The sequence below is a fragment of the Streptomyces sp. N50 genome (genome assembly GCF_033335955.1).
Lineage (GTDB): Bacteria > Actinomycetota > Actinomycetes > Streptomycetales > Streptomycetaceae > Streptomyces.
Genome location: NZ_CP137549.1, coordinates 3851335 through 3867470, shown reverse-complemented (window position 1 = coordinate 3867470; position 16136 = coordinate 3851335). Strand labels below are relative to the sequence as shown.

Annotated in this window: 14 protein-coding genes and 1 pseudogene; 9 read left to right on the top strand and 6 right to left on the bottom strand. The window is 70.5% G+C overall.

Annotation, left to right across the window (positions count from 1 at the left end; genetic code table 11):
* Position 1: 1 nt before the first annotated feature.
* The 4 genes and pseudogenes from R2B38_RS16845 to R2B38_RS16830 form a co-directional block, all read right to left on the bottom strand.
* Complete coding sequence (locus R2B38_RS16845) at positions 2 to 799, bottom strand: enoyl-CoA hydratase/isomerase family protein (protein WP_318016968.1); 798 nt, start codon at positions 797 to 799, stop codon at positions 2 to 4.
* Positions 796 to 3021 (bottom strand): acetate--CoA ligase family protein, encoded by a 2226-nt coding sequence (locus R2B38_RS16840; RefSeq protein ID WP_318016967.1) that lies wholly within the window; start codon positions 3019 to 3021, stop codon positions 796 to 798. Before R2B38_RS16840 ends, R2B38_RS16845 begins: the two co-directional genes overlap by 4 nt.
* 145 nt (positions 3022 to 3166) lie before the next feature.
* A pseudogene (locus R2B38_RS16835) lies at positions 3167 to 4386 on the bottom strand (flavin-containing monooxygenase).
* Positions 4387 to 4626: 240 nt separating this feature from the next.
* Positions 4627 to 6240, bottom strand: coding sequence for a subtype B tannase (locus tag R2B38_RS16830; protein WP_318016966.1), 1614 nt, complete (start codon positions 6238 to 6240; stop codon positions 4627 to 4629).
* Between the two features lie 231 nt (positions 6241 to 6471).
* On the opposite strand from R2B38_RS16830, the gene R2B38_RS16825 reads away from it, so the two are divergent.
* The 6 genes from R2B38_RS16825 (at position 6472) to R2B38_RS16800 (ending at position 11578) form a co-directional block, all read left to right on the top strand.
* Positions 6472 to 6921: a hypothetical protein gene (locus R2B38_RS16825; RefSeq protein ID WP_033286517.1), complete on the top strand. Its 450-nt coding sequence runs from the start codon at positions 6472 to 6474 to the stop codon at positions 6919 to 6921.
* A complete protein-coding gene (locus R2B38_RS16820) occupies positions 6921 to 7346 on the top strand; it encodes a Zn-ribbon domain-containing OB-fold protein (RefSeq protein WP_318016965.1) in 426 nt (141 codons plus the stop codon). The genes R2B38_RS16825 and R2B38_RS16820 overlap by 1 nt, the downstream gene beginning before the upstream one ends.
* Positions 7347 to 7358: 12 nt before the next feature.
* Complete coding sequence (locus tag R2B38_RS16815; protein WP_318016964.1) at positions 7359 to 7958, top strand: GNAT family N-acetyltransferase; 600 nt, start codon at positions 7359 to 7361, stop codon at positions 7956 to 7958.
* Positions 7955 to 8833 (top strand): GNAT family N-acetyltransferase, encoded by an 879-nt coding sequence (locus R2B38_RS16810; protein ID WP_318016963.1) that lies wholly within the window; start codon positions 7955 to 7957, stop codon positions 8831 to 8833. Before R2B38_RS16815 ends, R2B38_RS16810 begins: the two co-directional genes overlap by 4 nt.
* Positions 8834 to 8843: 10 nt before the next feature.
* A complete protein-coding gene (locus tag R2B38_RS16805; protein ID WP_318016962.1) occupies positions 8844 to 9533 on the top strand; it encodes a pyridoxal 5'-phosphate synthase in 690 nt (229 codons plus the stop codon).
* Positions 9534 to 10372: 839 nt separating this feature from the next.
* The gene (locus R2B38_RS16800; protein ID WP_318016961.1) at positions 10373 to 11578 is read left to right on the top strand and encodes an acyltransferase; all 1206 of its coding nucleotides are present in this window, start codon (positions 10373 to 10375) and stop codon (positions 11576 to 11578) included.
* On the opposite strand, the gene R2B38_RS16795 is transcribed toward R2B38_RS16800, so the two are convergent.
* Positions 11476 to 12648, bottom strand: coding sequence for a thiolase C-terminal domain-containing protein (locus R2B38_RS16795; RefSeq protein ID WP_318016960.1), 1173 nt, complete (start codon positions 12646 to 12648; stop codon positions 11476 to 11478). The two genes, R2B38_RS16800 and R2B38_RS16795, sit on opposite strands and share 103 nt — an antisense overlap.
* Before the next feature lie 76 nt (positions 12649 to 12724).
* On the opposite strand from R2B38_RS16795, the gene R2B38_RS16790 reads away from it, so the two are divergent.
* Both R2B38_RS16790 and R2B38_RS16785 read left to right on the top strand, forming a co-directional pair.
* Complete coding sequence (locus R2B38_RS16790) at positions 12725 to 13918, top strand: acyl-CoA dehydrogenase family protein (RefSeq protein WP_318016959.1); 1194 nt, start codon at positions 12725 to 12727, stop codon at positions 13916 to 13918.
* Positions 13915 to 14400, top strand: coding sequence for a nitroreductase/quinone reductase family protein (locus R2B38_RS16785; protein ID WP_318016958.1), 486 nt, complete (start codon positions 13915 to 13917; stop codon positions 14398 to 14400). Before R2B38_RS16790 ends, R2B38_RS16785 begins: the two co-directional genes overlap by 4 nt.
* Before the next feature lie 56 nt (positions 14401 to 14456).
* Here the strand turns inward: R2B38_RS16785 and R2B38_RS16780 are convergent, their stop codons facing one another.
* Positions 14457 to 15092, bottom strand: coding sequence for a TetR family transcriptional regulator (locus tag R2B38_RS16780; RefSeq protein WP_318021707.1), 636 nt, complete (start codon positions 15090 to 15092; stop codon positions 14457 to 14459).
* 134 nt (positions 15093 to 15226) lie between these two features.
* Between R2B38_RS16780 and R2B38_RS16775 the strand changes: the two genes are divergently transcribed.
* The gene (locus R2B38_RS16775) at positions 15227 to 15961 is read left to right on the top strand and encodes a VOC family protein (protein ID WP_318016957.1); all 735 of its coding nucleotides are present in this window, start codon (positions 15227 to 15229) and stop codon (positions 15959 to 15961) included.
* The last annotated feature ends 175 nt before the right edge of the window (positions 15962 to 16136 follow it).

Sequence of the window (16136 nt, the reverse complement as noted above, 5' to 3'; positions counted from 1 at the left end):
GTCACCGTCCCCGGTACTCGGGGCTCCGCCGCTCCACGAAACTCGCCACGCCCTCCCGCGCGTCCTCCGTCGTCATGTTGATCTCCTGTGCCGCCGCCTCCGCCGCGAACGCGGTCGTACGGTCGCTGTCCAGGGACGCGTTGACGAGTTGCTTGGTGAGGGCGAGGGCGCGGGTCGGCCCGGTGGCGAGGCGCTCCGCCCACTCCCGGGCCGTCTTCTCCAACTCCCCGTCCGGTACGACCCTGTTGACGAGGCCGAGGCGTTCCGCGTCCGCCGCGCTCACCGCGTCGCCGAAGAACATCAGCTCCTTCGCGCGCTGCGGGCCGATCAGGCGCGGGAGGAGATACGCGCCGCCGCCGTCGGGGACCAGGCCGCGGCGGACGAACACCTCGATGAACCGCGCCGATTCCGCGGCCAGGACGAGATCGCAGGCGAGGGCGAGATGCGCGCCCAGCCCCGCCGCCGTGCCGTTCACCGCAGCGATCACCGGTTTCTCGCAGTCCAGGACGGCGGCGACCAGGCGTTGCGCGCCCTGGCGGATCACCCGGGCGACGTCACCGGGGATCCGTTCCCCAGGCGCCCCGCCGCCCCGCAGGTCCGCGCCCGCGCAGAAGCCCCGGCCGGTGCCGGTCAGGACCACCGCCCGTACGGCGGGGTCCGCCGATGCCTCTCCCAACAGGGTTATCAGGCGGTCCCGTTGGGCCGGGGTGATCGCGTTCAGAGCCTCGGGGCGGTTGAGGGTGAGGTACGCGACACCGCCCGCGACCGTGTGCGTGACCTCAGCCGTCGGGTCACTCATCGGCACACCGCCAACGCGTCCAACGCCACCGCGCCCTGCCCCCTGGGCAGCACCATCAGCGGGTTGATGTCCAACTCCGAGAGCACATCGCCCAGTTCGAGGGCCATCCGCTGCACCCGGAGGATCACCTCCACCAGGGCGTCCAGGTCGGCCGGGGGACGTCCCCGTACCCCGTCCAGCAACGGCCGCCCGCGCAACTCACCCAGCATGCCCCGCGCCGCCTCCTCGCCGAACGGCGGCACCCGTACGGCCACGTCCCGCAGGACCTCCACCAGTACCCCGCCCAGCCCCACCGTCACGGTCGGGCCGAACAGTTCGTCCTGCGTGACGCCTACGACCATCTCGACGCCCCGCTCGACCATCTGGCAGACGAGGACACCGTCCAGGGTCACGTCCTCGTAGCGCGCGATGTCCGTCAACTCACGGTAGGCGTCCCGGACTTGGCTCGCCGAGGTCAGGCCCACCTTCACCAGGCCCAGTTCCGTCTTGTGCGCGATCTGCGCGCCGGACGCCTTCATCACCACCGGGTAGCCCACCAGCCCCGCCGCCCGTACGGCCGCCGCCGCGCTGGTCACCAGTTGCTCGCGGGGGACCCGGATCCCGTACGCCCGCAGGAGTTGCTTCGCCGCGTGCTCGCTCAGCTGCTGCCCCGGGCGCATCAGAGCCTCGGCCTTGCGGAAGGAGGGGGAGACGGTGCGGGGGGCCTCGTCGAAGGGGGAGCGGTAGGCGTGGACGAAGCGGTGGTGGGAGAAGTAGGCGCGCAGCGCCGTGATGCAGTTGCCGACCGTGCGGAAGGTGGCCACCCGGGACGAGCCCAACAACCTTTCGCGGTAAGCCGGTTCGGTGCCCACCGGGGAGCCCCACACCACGCACACCAGCTTGTCGGTCTCCTCCGCCGCGGCCACCAGGTCCTCCACCAGCTTGTCGCTCAGCGGGGGGAACGGGCCCGTGACGGGGCAGACCAGCACCCCCACCTCCGGGTCGTCCAGGATCGCGTCGATGATCTTCCGGCCGCGCCAGTCACCCACCGGGTGACCGCCGTTGTCGACCGGGTTCGCCACGCTCAGGTACGGCGGTATCCACTCGTGGAGTTCGGACTGTTTCGCGTCCGACAACTGCGGGAGTGGCAGTCCCGCCTCGCTCGCCAGGTCGGCGAAGTGGGCGCCCGTGCCGCCGGAGATCGAGTAGACGACGACCCCCTCGGCCACCGGAGGCTTCGCCCGCGCCAACAGGGCGGCCGTGTCCTGGAGTTCGTCCAGGCCGTCGACGCGGATCACGCCGTACTGGCGCATCGCGGCGTCCACCACCGTGTCCGCGCCGGTGAGTTTGCCGGTGTGGGAGGCGGCCGTGCGGGCGCCGGTCTCGGTGCGGCCGACCTTCACCGCGACCACCGGGACCTTGCGGCGGGCGGCGCGGTCGGCGGCGAGGAGGAAGGAGCGGCCGTCCTTGAGGCCCTCGACGTAGCAGGCGATGGCGCCGACCTCGGGGCGTTCGGCGAAGTAGGAGATGAAGTCGGCGGTCTCCAGGTCGGCCTCGTTGCCGGTGGGGGCCCAGTGGGAGAGGCGGATGCCGAGTTCCTGGAGGGCGAAGACCGGGCGGCCCTGGTGGCCGGACTGGGTGATCAGTGCGATCGCGGGGCCTTCGAGGTCCTCACGGAAGTTCTCGAAGGCGTTGAGGTTGGTGTTCGGGCCGAGGAGGCGCAGGCCCGACCTGCCTACGGCGGCGGCGAGTTGGGCCTGTGCCAGCGCGCCCTCCTCGCCCGTCTCCGCGAAGCCGGACGCGAAGGCGACCGCGAACTTCACCTTCGCCTCGGCGAGTTGCTCGATCACGGGGAGGGGGTCGGCCACCAGCACCACGGCCAGGTCGACCTGTTCGGGGAGGTCGGCGACGGAGGGGAAGCAGGGGACGTCGAAGACCGTCGTACGGGTGGGGTGCACCGGGTGGAGGCGGGCCCCAACTCGGGTGGCCCAGGCCATGAGTTGGCGGGTGATGCCGGTGTTCGGACGGCCCTCCGCGTCCGAGGCGCCGATCACGGCGACCGACTCGGGGCGGAAGAAACGGTCCAGGTCGGGTACGCCCGCGTACAACGGCCGCCCGCCGACGTCGAGATCGTCGACGTCGGCGGGCCTGCCGTGGACGGCGGGGCCGGGTTGCTCACCGCAGGCGATGACCCGGGCCCGGCGGGAGTCGGTGGTGAGGGTGCCGTGGGTTGATCCAAGCATCGGTCCGCCCCGCTCCTGTGTGACGGCATAATCAACTGACGCACTGTCAGATTACTGAACTGACACAGCGTCAGGAACTGTCGTGCACGCAAAGAACGGACGGACCCCGGGTCGTGGCCCTCCTGCGGGACGGGCGGACCCCGGGTCAGGACGCGGCCGGGACCCCCTTCGAGGCCTTCTTCGAGAGCTTCCTGGTCTCCTTGGCGACCGCCTTCGCGATCTTCTCCGCGTCGATGGCCAGTTCGCGGAGCATGCCGCTGATGGGGTTGGTGAAGCCGGTGAAGTACAGGCCGGGCGCGTCCTTCGGGGTGCGCGCGCCGTGCGCGACCGGCTTGCCGCGGGTGTCCAACACGCCGAGGTGGCCGACGAGTTGCTCCAGGGAGCGGACGTAGCCCGTGGCCGCGATCACGGCGTCCGGGCCGATGCGGTCGCCGCCGGCGAGGACCACCTTGCCGTCCTCGAAGCTCTCCACGGCCGGCACGATCTCGACCCGCCCCTTGCGCACGGCGTCGATGAGCCCGACGTCCTGGACCGGGATCGAGCCCTCCTTGACCCGGCTGTACAGCCCGGTGTCGGGGCGCGGCAGCCCCTGCGCCGCCAGGTCCGGCACGCTGAGCTTGGCCATCGGCCCCGCGAGCCGGTCGACGACGCCGACCGGCAGCCGCCGTACGAGAACGCCCGTGTACTGGGCCGCCCAGCCCGCGGTCGACCGGCGGACGATGTGCGGGGCCGTGCGGACGGAGAGCCGTACGCGGGACGCACCGCTCTCCACCAGGTCGACCGCGATCTCCGCGCCCGTGTTGCCGATGCCGACGACGAGGACGTCCTGGCCGGTGTAGGGCTGGGCGTTGCGGTAGTCGGCGGCGTGCAGGAGGTCGCCGGTGTAGGTGTCGCGGCCGGGCCAGTCGGGGATGCGGGGGTGTGGTTGGTGCCGGTGGCGACGACGACCGCGCGGCCGGTGAGTTCGCGGCCGCCGGTGGCGTGCAGGAGCCAGCCGGTGCCGTCGGCGGAGCGTTCGACGCGGGAGACCTCGACGCCGGTGACGATCTCCAGCTCGTGGACCTCGGCGTACTTCTCCAGATAGCGCACCACGTCGTCCCGCGAGACCCAGCGGCCGAACCGGCGCGGCATCGTGAGCCCGGGCAGGCTCGAAAGCCGCCGGGTGGTGTGCAGGTGGAGGCGGTCGTAGTGCCTGCGCCAGGACGCTCCGACCCGGTCCGACCGCTCCAGTACGACGGCACGGATGCCCTGCGCGCGCAGCGCGTACGCGGCGGCGAGACCGCCGGGGCCGCCGCCGATGACGTACACGGGACGGTCTGCGTGGTTCTGCGCCGCGGGGGTCGGGGACGCTGTGGAGTCGGCCATGAGCGCGAGCGTAATCACGTCCCACGTTGATGGGTCTCGGTCAAGCCCGGAATTGGTTGCGGATCGATCACGGGTGTGGAGGAGTGGGTGAGGTGGGTGACGTAGGGCCTCTGGTTGTGAGCGGCGGATGCGGGTCCGGACATGGCACGACGCCGAGCCCGCGCTGTCCGCGGTCGGGCTCGGCGTCGTGAGGCGGTGACCGGAATGTATGACGGGAAACCGGTACCGCGTCCTTGGGGGCTACTTGCCGCGCTTGGCCTTGTGGCCCGTCACCTGGGCGATCCAGGTGATGAAGTCGGCCGGGTCGGTGTTGGCGCCGTGGCCCTCGTCCCAGTAGTAGATGTGGTTCACGTCGTCTCCCAGGTTGTCGAGGCGGGCGGCGAGGTTGGCGGCGACCGTCAGCGCGGTGTCCGAGTCCTTGGTGCCGAGGCGGATCCACCAGTGCTTGGAGCGGTTCGGGTTGACCTTCTCGACCAGGTGGTACATCGGGTTCATCAGGTCGAGCTTGGCGGGGACGTCGCTCGGAACCCGCTTGCTGCTGAGCCCGGTCGAGTCGTTCTTCGCGCCGTACGCCGTGAAGTGGCGGGCCAGGGTCGTGCCCGTGCCGAACTCGTTGTTCTCGCCGGCCGACAGGTCGAAGGCGTCGAAGGCGGGGGCGTCCTTCTTGCGGGCGCCGACGTGGGTGAGGAAGTCGGCCCAGGTGAAGGTGGCCTTTCCGCCGGACCAGGTGATGAAGGTGTTGGCCTTCAGGTAGGTCGCGCGGGCGGAGTCCGAGAGCGCGGCGAGGTACGTGGTCGCCGAGGGCTCCAGGTACTGCTTGACCATGTACGCGTCGAGGTTGCGGGCGTTCAGCGGACCGAAGCCGCCGAGGCCGCGCAGCTTGAGGCCGGCCTGGTACTCGGCGAACTGGGCCTGCAGCGCCTTGGAGACCGTCTGGTCCACCGTCTTGCCGGTGCTCAGGTCGTTGGCGCCCCAGTTCCACTCGTAGGCGCCGTCCGCGTGCTCCAGGTCGGTGATCGGGCACCAGGCGCCGGTCGCGAAGATCGCGTCGGAGGCGTCGGCCGCGCCCAGCGCCTTGAGGTACTTGTCGTAGATCGGGCTGTCACCGGACGCGCCGAGCAGGGAGGACAGCGCGCCGCCCGCACTGGTGCCCGCGGAGACGATGCGCTCCACGTTGCCGGGGATGCGGCCCTTGTTCGACTTGATGTAGCGGACCGCGGCCTTGAGGTCGACGATCGCGGCGGGCGCGGTGCCGTAGTACTCGCCGCTGGAGTTCTTGAGGGTACGGCCGCGGGCGCCGGGCTCGATGACGACGTAACCGGCGGCCAGCGCGAGGAGCTGGTTGCTGGAGGTGGCGCCGCCGGTGGCGTTGGTGTTGCCGTTGGCGCCGGGGGCGCTCGCCGAGGCCGAGGCGCTCGGGGCGGCCGAAGAGCTGGTCGAGCCGGTGGGCGCGCCGCTGGGGGCCGCGCCGCCGCCCATCGCGGAACCGCCGCCGCCGACCTCGGTGGCCGTCGACACGGAGGAGGGCAGGTAGCCGCCGACGGAGTTGGCGAGCAGGATCGGGGCGTTGCTCGCGTCGACCGCCTTGCCGTCGATCTCCACCGGGGCGCTGACGATGAGCGACTGATAGGTGGCGTCCACCGGCTTGGCGACGTACGTGATCGCCTTCCAGAAGTGGTAGACGACCGTGTGCTCGGTGCCGGCGGTGTCCGTGACCGACTTCGTCAGCTTCGTGTAGGCGTCCGGGTCGAAGACCAGGGCGTCCGAGGAGGAGGACTTCGAGTCGCTCGACGCGTTCGCGCTGAGCGCGATGCCGCCGGCCGCCGCGACACCCGCGGTCGCGCCGATGCCCATGACTACCGTCCTGCGCTTCACTGCCCTGTGCTTCACCGTGCTGCCTCTCGTCTTCCCGACCGCGTCTTCCTGACCGCTCCTTGGCCTTGCGCTTGCGAACGTAATCGGCGGCGAACAAAATCGTCAACAATCTGCGGGGATTCATGGCGGACCCATAGCGGCACGGTCCGCGCACAGGATTTTCATGGCTGCCCCTCGGCTTTCTTCAGCTTCTGACGTACCGTCAGATTCATGGATGCGATCTGGCTCAGCGGAGCGGACTGGCTCGCGGTCCTCCGCATAGGACTCGGGCTGTGGTGGCTGGAGAGCTGGCGGCACAAGGACAAGAAGGCCTGGTTCGAGCGCGGCACCGGCATCGCGTGGGCGGCCGACGTCGCCGCCAAACACCGCTGGACTGCGGTCCGTTCGGGCTTCGACGTGATGGTCGCGCCGCGCCCGCGCACGATGGCGTACGTCGTCGTCTACGCGGAGTTGGCGGTGGGCCTCGGCCTGGTCGTGGGCTTCCTCACCCCGGCCGCGCTCGTCGGGGGCCTGCTCCTCAACGTCCTCTACTTCACGCTGATGATCCACGACTGGGCGGAGCAGGGGCAGAACGCGATGATGGCGCTCATCTCGCTCGTGGCCCTGTTCGCGATGTCCTGGCAGGTGTGGTCGGTGGACGCGGCCCTGGGCTGGTTCTGATGAGCGCCTCCCCGCGCTACGACGTCCCCGAGCCCGACGCGTTCACCCGCGCCTACTGGGAGGCCGCGGCACAGGGCCGCCTGCTCCTCCGCCACTGCGCGGACTGCGGCCGGGTCCACCACTACCCGCGCGAGTTCTGCCCGCACTGCTGGAGCGAGCACGTCACCTGGCAGCCCGCGACCGGCCGCGCCACCCTCTACACCTGGTCCGTCGTCCACCGCAACGACCTGCCGCCCTTCGGGGAACGGGTGCCGTACGTGGCGGCCGTCGTCGATCTCGCGGAGGGCCCGCGGATGATGACGGAAATGGTGCGGGCCGAGCCCGCCGAACTGCGCGCGGGGATGGCGGTCGAGGTGGCGTTCCGGGACGGGGTGCCGGTGTTCAGGCCGGTCGAAAATGACGTACCCGGCGCACAGCGGGCTTGATTCAATGGCGCGATGGCCCACATACGCGAGCGGTCCCTCCAGCACCCCTTCCCCGAGCTGAACGGTCATGGACTTCGGCTGCGCCCCTGGGACGCCGACGACGACACCGATGTGACGGACTGGCTGCGCGGGGTGTCCGACCCCGAGTTCCAGCGCTGGAACACCCCCCTGCGGCCGGTCACGGACGTCACCGGCGCCCGCGGCTCGCTGCGCTCCCGCGCCGAGAACGCGGAGGACGGCGTCAGCGCGTCGTTCTGCGTCACGGACGCGGTCAGCGGTACGACGCTGGGGCACATCGGCGTCAACGACATCGACCACGTCATCCGCGTCGCCCGCGTCGGCTACTGGACCCTGCCCGAGGCCCGCGGCCGCAACGTCGCCACCCGCGCCCTCGCCCTCGCCGCCCGCTGGGCCCTGACCGACCTGGGCCTGCACCGCCTCGAACTGGGCCATGCCCTCGGCCACGACGCGTCCTGCCGGATCGCCGAGCGCTGCGGGTTCCCGGCCGAGGGGATGTTGCGCGGGGCGATGTTCGAGGCGGGCCGGCGGGACGCGTTCCGTGACGTCCATCTGCACGGCCGGCTGGCGACGGACCCGGAGGTCCAGCTGTGACGACCGACGACTGGCGCATCACCGGTGACCTCGACCAATTCCTCACCCGGGCAGGGAAGTTCCTGCGTTCCCGCCCCGCCCTCCACACGGTCCACCTCACGGTGACGGCGGCGCTGAACAGCCGAGGGCTGCGGGTGTACGGCGAGGGCGACCCGGTGTTCGGCACCCTGGAACGCGACGGCGACGTACGGGCCGCCTTCTTCCGCACACCTCCCGGCCGCCTGATGCTGACGCCCCTCACCGCCGGGGAGGCCAGCGAGCTGGCCGCCCAATTGGCCTTGCGCGGCGACGAGTTGCCGGGAGTCATGGGCGAACTGGACACGGCATCGACGTTCGCGGAGGCATGGGCGCGACGAACGGGACGGTCACCCGCACTCCACGCACGCCAACGCCTGTACCGACTGGCCGAGTTGACGACCCCGCAACCCGCCCCACCGGGCCGCCCGAGAGTCGCGACGGCAAACGACCGCGAGCAACTCGTGCGCTGGTACGTCGAGTTCACCGAGGCGATCGGTGAGAGCGGCACCTCGCAGGACCCCGGCGAGTGGGCCGACTCCCGGATCGCGTACGGCGGGATCACGCTGTGGGAGACCCCGGAGGGTACGCCGGTGTCCATGGCCGGGCTCACGACGAAGGTGGCCGGCCAGATCCGGGTGGCCCCCGTCTACACCCCGGCGGACCTCAGGGGTCGGGGCTACGCGGGTGCGGTGACGGTGGAGGTCAGCAGGATGGCAAGGGCGGCGGGCGCGGACGAGGTACTCCTGTTCACGGACCTGGCCAACGCCACGAGCAACGCCCTCTACCAGCGCATCGGCTACCGCCCGGTGGAGGACTTCGCGGGCTACGACTTCCACCCCGCCCCGGCCCCGAGGTGATACTCACCCCATGGCAACGGGAACGGACCTCCACGAACTACTGAAATCACTACGGGTATGGGCCCCCGAGCTGACCGAGCTCCCACCCCTCGACCCGACCACAACCCCGGACACCCCCCTCCCCTTCTTCACCACGTGGTTCGCGGAGGCGGTGGCGGCGGGTGAGCCCGAACCCCACGTGATGTCACTGGCGACGCGGGACGGCGACCCGGCGTCAGAGGGCGGTGGCCTCCCCGACGTACGGATGGTGATGCTGCACGGCGCGGACAAGGAGGGCTGGTCCTTCGCGACCCACTCCACGAGTCGCAAGGGCCACCAACTGAAGGGCTTCGCCTACGCGGCCCTCGCCTTCTACTGGCCCCGCCTGGGCCGCCAGGTCCGCCTACGAGGCCCGGTCCTCCCGGCGACCCCGACCGAATCCCAGGCAGACCTGCACGCCCACTCGACAGGCGCCCTGGCCGCAGCCCTGACCGGCCACCAGAGCGAAGTCCTCCCGTCCCTGGCCGAGTTGACGCAGGCGTCCGAGACAGCCTGGGACCTGGCACAACGCGAACCGGAAACCCCTGCCCCGTCCTGGACCCTGTACCGCGTGTTCCCTGACGAGGTCGAGTTCTTCCAGGGGGACGCGCTACGACGGCACGTGCGCCTGAGCTATGTCCGGGAGGAGCGGGGTTGGTCGAAGGGGTTGCTCTGGCCCTGAGCTGTGTACTGACCGTTGGGCCACTCGCTTCTCAGCCAATGTCGGGCTTCCACGGCCCGAGTAAAGGGCGCTCCCTGCGGTCGCGTCGCCTGCGGCGATGGCCCTGCGGGCCACCCTTGACTAGGGCCGCTCCAGCCCGTTTGAGAAGCGAGCGAGCGGCCCGGAGGAACGGGTGGCCAGCTAGGAATCCCCCTGTCTGTACTGCGTTGCGGGCCGGTACAGGGGGGCGCGCTGGCGTCTCGCCTGCACGCCGCCTCGGCTCAGCGGCTCTCTGCCGGTGGGGACTTCCCGACCCGACGCGGCCCGGCCCTCCCACCTCTGGAGGCTGGGTACTTTTCTAACCAGTCATAGCCCATGTTAGTGGTTAGATTTACCCCCGGCTTCCAGCAACTACCCACCGGGGGCTGGCCGCTGAGCCGAGGCGGCGTGCTGGCGAGACGCGGACGCGTCCCCACCACACCGGCCCGCAACTCAGCACAGGCGCGGGCATGCATGCCTGGCCACCCGTTCCTCCGGGCCGCTCGCTCGCTTCTCAAACGGGCTGGAGCGGCCCTAGTCAAGGGTGGCCCGCAGGGCCATCGCCGCAGGCGACGCGACCGCAGGGAGCGCCCTTTACTCGGGCCGTGGAAGCCCGACACTGGCTGAGAAGCGAGTGGCCCAACGTCCACTGGTGAACGCAGTACGTTGATGCCCAAGCATGTCGGCGACCGAGATCCCGACCCAGGCAACAACAAGACCGTCATCACAGTCCACCCCGAGCGTTTGAACTGCCCGGCCGGACGCCCCGTACCACTCGTTGAGGGTGGCGTCGGAGAAAGGGCCGGGCGATTTCAGTTTCCGTGGATGTGAGAGCGAGCGAGGCACCCGTACGTCGGCAGGTGCTGGGGCTGGACGGTCTCCGTGGGCTGGCGGCGCTGTATGTGGTGCTGTTCCACTGCTGGCTGTACGCCTTCCCGGGGTATCCCGACAGTTCGGCGCCCCGGGTGCTGGACGTGCTGATGTTCGGGCGTATCGCCGTCGTCTTCTTCCTGGTGCTGTCCGGCTTCTCGCTCGCGATCTCCCCGGCGCGACACGGCTGGCGGTCGGGCGGTGTCGCCCAGTTCCTGCGCCGACGCGCCTGGCGCATCCTGCCGCCGTACTGGGCTGCGCTGGCCCTGAGCCTCGTCGTCTCGCTGTTCGTGGTGCCGGCTTCGCACTACGGGCCGCCCAACACCTCATCGGTCCTCGTCTACGGCCTTGTCCTTCAGGACGTGTTCTTCGCCCCGACCCCGAACGGCGCCTTCTGGTCGATCGGAGTGGAGGCCGAGTTGTATCTCCTCTTCCCTCTCATTCTTCTTGTCCGGCGGCGGTTCAGCGCGGCTGCCGCGATCGCGTGCGTGACGCTCCCGGTGATCGTCCGCGGGCTGCTGGCCCCCGGCTCGAACCCGGTCGAGGGCGACAACTGGCTCGCCCCGCATCTGGCTCCCGTGTTCGTCGCCGGAGTGGTGGGTGCGGGCATCGTCGTCGCGTCGGAGCGGGTTCGGCGTCTGCCGTGGGGATGGTTCGCCGTCCTGGCCGCCCTGCCGGTGCTGGCGCTCGGCTTCGTCCAGGGTTCCGTCTGGACGGTGCGCCACTACTTCTGGATCGACCTCGCCATCGCCCCCGCCATGACGATGCTCATTGCCGCCGTTGCCACCGGTCAACCCGCCTTTCTTGTACGGCTGTTGACCACGCGACCCCTTCAGCGCCTCGGCGATTTCTCCTACAGCCTCTACCTGATCCACCTGCCGATCGTCCTCGTCGTCATTCGCCGCGTGGCCCCGCATGTCGTCGCGCCCGGTCTGCACACCTTCTGCTTCACGCTGCTTCTGGGCCTGCCCGTCTCGGTGCTGACGGCATGGCTCTTCTCCCAGATCTTCGAACTGCCCTTCAAGCGGAACCGGTCCTGGAAGTCCCTGATGGCTCAGTCCCGGCCCAGCACCACCGTCCCTGAAGAGCAGAACCAGCCGCCCGTCCCGGAAGCCACCCCCAGTCGCGGCAAGTCGCCGTCCGCGCCCGTCACCTGACGAGCCCCGGCCTCCCCCCGCAACTGCCGTACCGCCTCCACCAGCAGGAACAGCCCCCGCATCCCGGGATGTTGGGCCGACAGCCCACCCCCGTCCGTGTTCACGGGCAACTCCCCGCCGGCCACCCGCAACCGCCCCTTCTCCACAAAGGCGCCCCCCTCGCCCTTCGCGCAGAAACCCAGATCCTCCAGCGTCACCAGCGTCATGTAGGTGAACGCGTCGTAGATCTCCGCGAAGTCCATCTCCGAGGCCTCGACTCCCGCCCGCTGGAAGGCCAGCCGCCCGCTCACCGCCGCCGGTGACACCGTGAAGTCCGGCCACTCGGACATCGCCGCGTGCGAGACGTGCTCCCCGGTCCCGAGCACCCACACCGGCGCCGTACGGCAGTCCCGTACGTACTCCTCGGCCGCCAGCAGGATCGCCGCCCCGCCGTCTGACCGTATGCAGCAGTGCAGTTTGGTGAACGGGTCGGCGATCATCGGGCCGGAGAGGACGTCGTCCACGGTGATCGGGTCGCGGAACATCGCCTCGGGGTTCAGGGCGGCGTTGGCGCGGGCCTGTACCGCCACCTCCGCCAACTGCTCGATGGTCGTGCCGTATTCGAGCATGTGGCGGCGCGCGGCCATCGCGTACTTCGCGATCAGCGTGTGGCCGTAGGGGACCTCGAACTGGAGGGGGCCCCGCGCGCCGAAGGAGAGGTTGCCGGTGCGGCGGCCCGCCTTGATGTCGGCTCGGGCCGTCGAGCCGTAGGCGAGCAGGACGGCGTTCGCGTGGCCCGCCGCTATCGCGTCCGCCGCGTGCGCCGCCATGACCTCCCACGTCGCGCCGCCGACCGAGGTGGAGTCGACCCAAGTGGGGCGCAGGCCAAGGTATTCGGCCACCTCGACCGGGGCCAGGGTGCCGAGACCCGCTGACGCGAAGCCGTCCACCACCGACCGGTTCAGGCCCGCGTCCGCCAGCGCGCGGCGGGCCGCCTGGGCGTGCAGGGCGTAGGGGGTCGTGTCGTCCACCCGTCCGCAGTCGGACAGAGCCACGCCCACCACGGCGACCTTGCGGCTCCCCACTGGCATGAGGGGCCTCCTCCCTCTGTGCATATCGTGCCCGGACTCCTAATATGACGGACCGTCAGATCTGGAGGGAAGTGCCATGGACGCCAGCTTCACCGCCGAGCAGGACGAGATCCGCCGTACCCTCCGCGAACTGCTCCAAAAGCGGTGTGGGCCGGACGAGTCGCGCGCCGCCGTCGACAGCCCCGCCGGACACGACCCCGCCCTCTGGACCGCCCTCGCCCGGCAACTCGGCCTGCCCGGACTCGCCCTCCCCGAGGCCTACGGCGGCGTCGGCTGCTCGGTGACCGAACTCGCCCTCGCGGCAGAGGAGACGGGCCGATTCCTCGCCCCCTCCCCGCTCCTCGCCACCGCCGTGCTCACCGCGCCCCTCGTCCTCGCCCTCGGCACCGACACCCAGCGCGCCCGCCTGCTGCCCCGCATCGCCGCCGGCTCCCTCACCGCCGCCCTCGCCGTCCCCGGCACCGCCCTCACCACCGCCCTCACCCTCACCGGCCCCAACGGCGGGGAATGGGCGGGGGGTGGACGCGCGGGCGGGGTGCAGGCCCGGCAGGTCGGGGACTCCGGGTGGCGGTTGTACGGGCAGGTCGCGCAGGTTCTCGACGGACACAGTGCCGAGGTGCTGCTCGTCGCCGCTCACGCCGGGGGCTTCGCCCGGTCGCGGACGCTCCTCTTCCTCGTCGCGGGGGACGCGGACGGGCTCGTACGCGTACGGCAGACCGCACTTGACGCCACCCGGCCGCAGGCCCGGCTCGAACTGCGGGACGTGGAGGCCGAGTTGCTCGGTCCGGACGACGGCCCGAACGTCCTGCGGGAGCTCTCCGCCACCGGTGACACCGTCGCCGCCGTCCTCGCCGCCGAGGCCGTCGGGGCCGCCGACCGGGCGCTGGAGCGGACCGTCCACTACGTCAAGCAGCGTGAGCAGTTCGGGCGGGCCATCGGGTCGTTCCAGGCGGTGAAGCACCGGCTGGCCGATGTGTATGTGCAGGTCCAGGCCGCCAAGTCGGCTGCCTACTACGCCGCTTGGGCGACCGGCCAGGGGGAGGAGCGGGTCGGTGGGCTCGCGCTCGCCCAGGCTCTGGAGGCGCTGCGGACCGCCGCCGCCGAAGGGATCCAGCTGCACGGTGGGATCGGGTTCACCTGGGAGCACGACGCCCATCTCTCCTTCAAGCGCGCCGCCGGTGACGAGCTGCTGTTCGGGCCGGTGCACCGGCTGCGGGCGTACGCCGCCGAGGGCGCGCACCTTTTCGAGAACCGCGAGGTGACGGTGTGATCGGTGTGCGTGCGGTGCAGAAGGTGTCGTCGACCCGGGCGTTCGCGCGGATCGCCCCGCATGTCATCCCCGCCATGGACCGGACCGTGCACCGGCTCACGCGCGGGAAGGTGCTGCTGAGCGCCCAGATGCTGCCGGGGGTGATCCTGACCTCCACCGGGGCGCGGAGTGGGCAGCCGCGCCGAAGTCCCCTTGCCTGTATGCCGGAAGACGGCGGCTGGATTCTCGTCGGGTCCAACTTCGGGCGCAGCGGGCATCCCGCCTGGACGCACAACCTGATCGCCCACCCCGACGCCGAGATCAGCTGGAAAGGGGAGGAAATCCCCGTCACCGCACGGCTGTTGGCGGGCGAGGAGCGGGCCGGGGTGTGGCAGACCGCGCTGGCGTTCTGGCCGCCGTACGCCACGTACCAGAAACGGATCGAGCGGGAGATCCGGCTGTTCCGGATCACACGCAGGGCAGGCGGTGGTCCACCGGAGTGAACCACCGCCCGCGAGACAGGACTTGGGACCTGAGAAGCAGAGTCTGGAAGGGACTCCTACTTCGTCGGCTTCTTGCCGGTCACGCCCAGGTGGACCAACAGCGCCAGGTTCGGCTTGAGTTCAGCCTGCTTGACGCCCCACGTCTGGAAACCCTTCTGGTGCGAGGCGACGGCCGCGAGCATCGCGACCAGTGAACCGGCGACCGCCGCCGGGTTCACGTCCTTGTCGACCTTGCCCTTGGACTGCAGCTCGGCGACCGCGTCCGAGAGGGAGTTGTTCACGGAGTTCAGGATCTTCATCCGGATCTTGTAGAACCGTTTGTCTCCCTCGGCGGCTCCGAGGTCGACGACCCTGAGGATCGCGTCGTTCCTGCGCCAGAACTCCAGGAAACCGTCCACGAGTTCCTGGGAGGTCTGCCAGCCCGCCTTGCCGACCCATGACCGGCCGGCGAGCAGTTCGGTCAACTGACCGCCCTCCGTGGCCATTTGCTCGGCGATCTCCAGGACGGCACCTTCGACGTCCGGGAAGTACTGGTAGAAGGTCGCGGGTGAAGTCCCCGCCTTCCGGGCGACATCGATGACTTTGACGTCCCGGTAAGGGGAGGAGCTGAGCATCTCGCTTAGGCAGTCGAGCAGCTTCTGCCGGGTCGCCTGCCCACGCCGGCCGGCCACGCGGCCGTCGACGGTACGCACTTGTCCTGTCATGCCGTCAGCTTACCGAGGGGTGATCGGAGCGCGATTCGGCCGACTGCAAATGGGGTGCACGAGGGTCCAGAGGGTGGTGTGCCTGGTCTGCGGGGTGCGTGCGGCGCCGTTACTTTGACGGTATGGCCGAAAACAGGGCATCCGCGAAGGAAGAGACCTACGGAGAGGGCGTCCCCTGCTGGGTGGACGCACAGCTTCCGGACCTCGCGGCGGGCAGGCGGTTCTACGGTGAGCTCTTCGGGTGGACCTTCGAGGAGGCGTACGGCGGCTCCGTATGGGCCCGCAAGGACGGCCAGGCGGTCGCGGCGCTCGCCCACAAGGCGGACGGACGGATGCCGACCGTGTGGACGGTGTACTTCGCGACGCCGGACGTGGTGCGGCTGAGCGGGCGTATTCGGGAGGCCGGTGGGCAGGTGGTGATGGCTCCGGTGGCCTTGGGGGAACTGGGCACCGCTGTTCTCGCCGCTGACACCGAAGGCGCTGTCTTCGGGTTGTGGCAGGCGGCCCGGCACCCCGGTTTCGGGACCCGGCACAAGCCCGGCACCTTCGGCTGGGCCGAGCTGTACGCCCGCGACACGGAGGCGGCCAACAATTTTTACGGCGGACTTTTCACAGACGCCCTCTTCGGACCGGATGCCGCCCCCGATTTCGGGCGGGCTCCCGTCTCCGACGTCTTCCCGGTCGAGATGCCGCCGCATTTCCTCGTTCACTTCCGGGTCGAGGACATCGAGCCTGTGCTGGGGGCGGTGCACCGGCTCGGGGGGCGGGTTCAGGTTCCGCTCTTCGAGACGTCGTACGGGAAAGTGGCGGTCGTCACCGACAATCAAGGGGCGTCGTTCGCACTGCTGCAACGATGACCGCAACGCTGACACCTGGACGTTTGTCCGGAGATATGGCGAGACACCCCGATTAGTCGCCGGGTTCGCAACCTGTGGCCCGGCCAGGAAGAATCAGGGTGCGTGCCGCCATGGCGGTGCGGTGGTGAGACGCTGCACGGGGTCGCGTACATGTGGGTGGCGTGGCTCGTACGGG

What these genes read in the sequence shown, in the direction of transcription:
- R2B38_RS16845 (WP_318016968.1), bottom strand. Translation starts at nt 799, where the DNA reads ATGAGTGACCCGACGGCTGAGGTCACGCACACGGTCGCGGGCGGTGTC.
- R2B38_RS16840 (WP_318016967.1), bottom strand. Translation starts at nt 3,021, where the DNA reads ATGCTTGGATCAACCCACGGCACCCTCACCACCGACTCCCGCCGGGCC.
- R2B38_RS16830 (WP_318016966.1), bottom strand. Translation starts at nt 6,240, where the DNA reads ATGGGCATCGGCGCGACCGCGGGTGTCGCGGCGGCCGGCGGCATCGCG.
- R2B38_RS16825 (WP_033286517.1), top strand. Translation starts at nt 6,472, where the DNA reads ATGGATGCGATCTGGCTCAGCGGAGCGGACTGGCTCGCGGTCCTCCGC.
- R2B38_RS16820 (WP_318016965.1), top strand. Translation starts at nt 6,921, where the DNA reads ATGAGCGCCTCCCCGCGCTACGACGTCCCCGAGCCCGACGCGTTCACC.
- R2B38_RS16815 (WP_318016964.1), top strand. Translation starts at nt 7,359, where the DNA reads ATGGCCCACATACGCGAGCGGTCCCTCCAGCACCCCTTCCCCGAGCTG.
- R2B38_RS16805 (WP_318016962.1), top strand. Translation starts at nt 8,844, where the DNA reads ATGGCAACGGGAACGGACCTCCACGAACTACTGAAATCACTACGGGTA.
- R2B38_RS16795 (WP_318016960.1), bottom strand. Translation starts at nt 12,648, where the DNA reads ATGCCAGTGGGGAGCCGCAAGGTCGCCGTGGTGGGCGTGGCTCTGTCC.
- R2B38_RS16790 (WP_318016959.1), top strand. Translation starts at nt 12,725, where the DNA reads ATGGACGCCAGCTTCACCGCCGAGCAGGACGAGATCCGCCGTACCCTC.
- R2B38_RS16775 (WP_318016957.1), top strand. Translation starts at nt 15,227, where the DNA reads ATGGCCGAAAACAGGGCATCCGCGAAGGAAGAGACCTACGGAGAGGGC.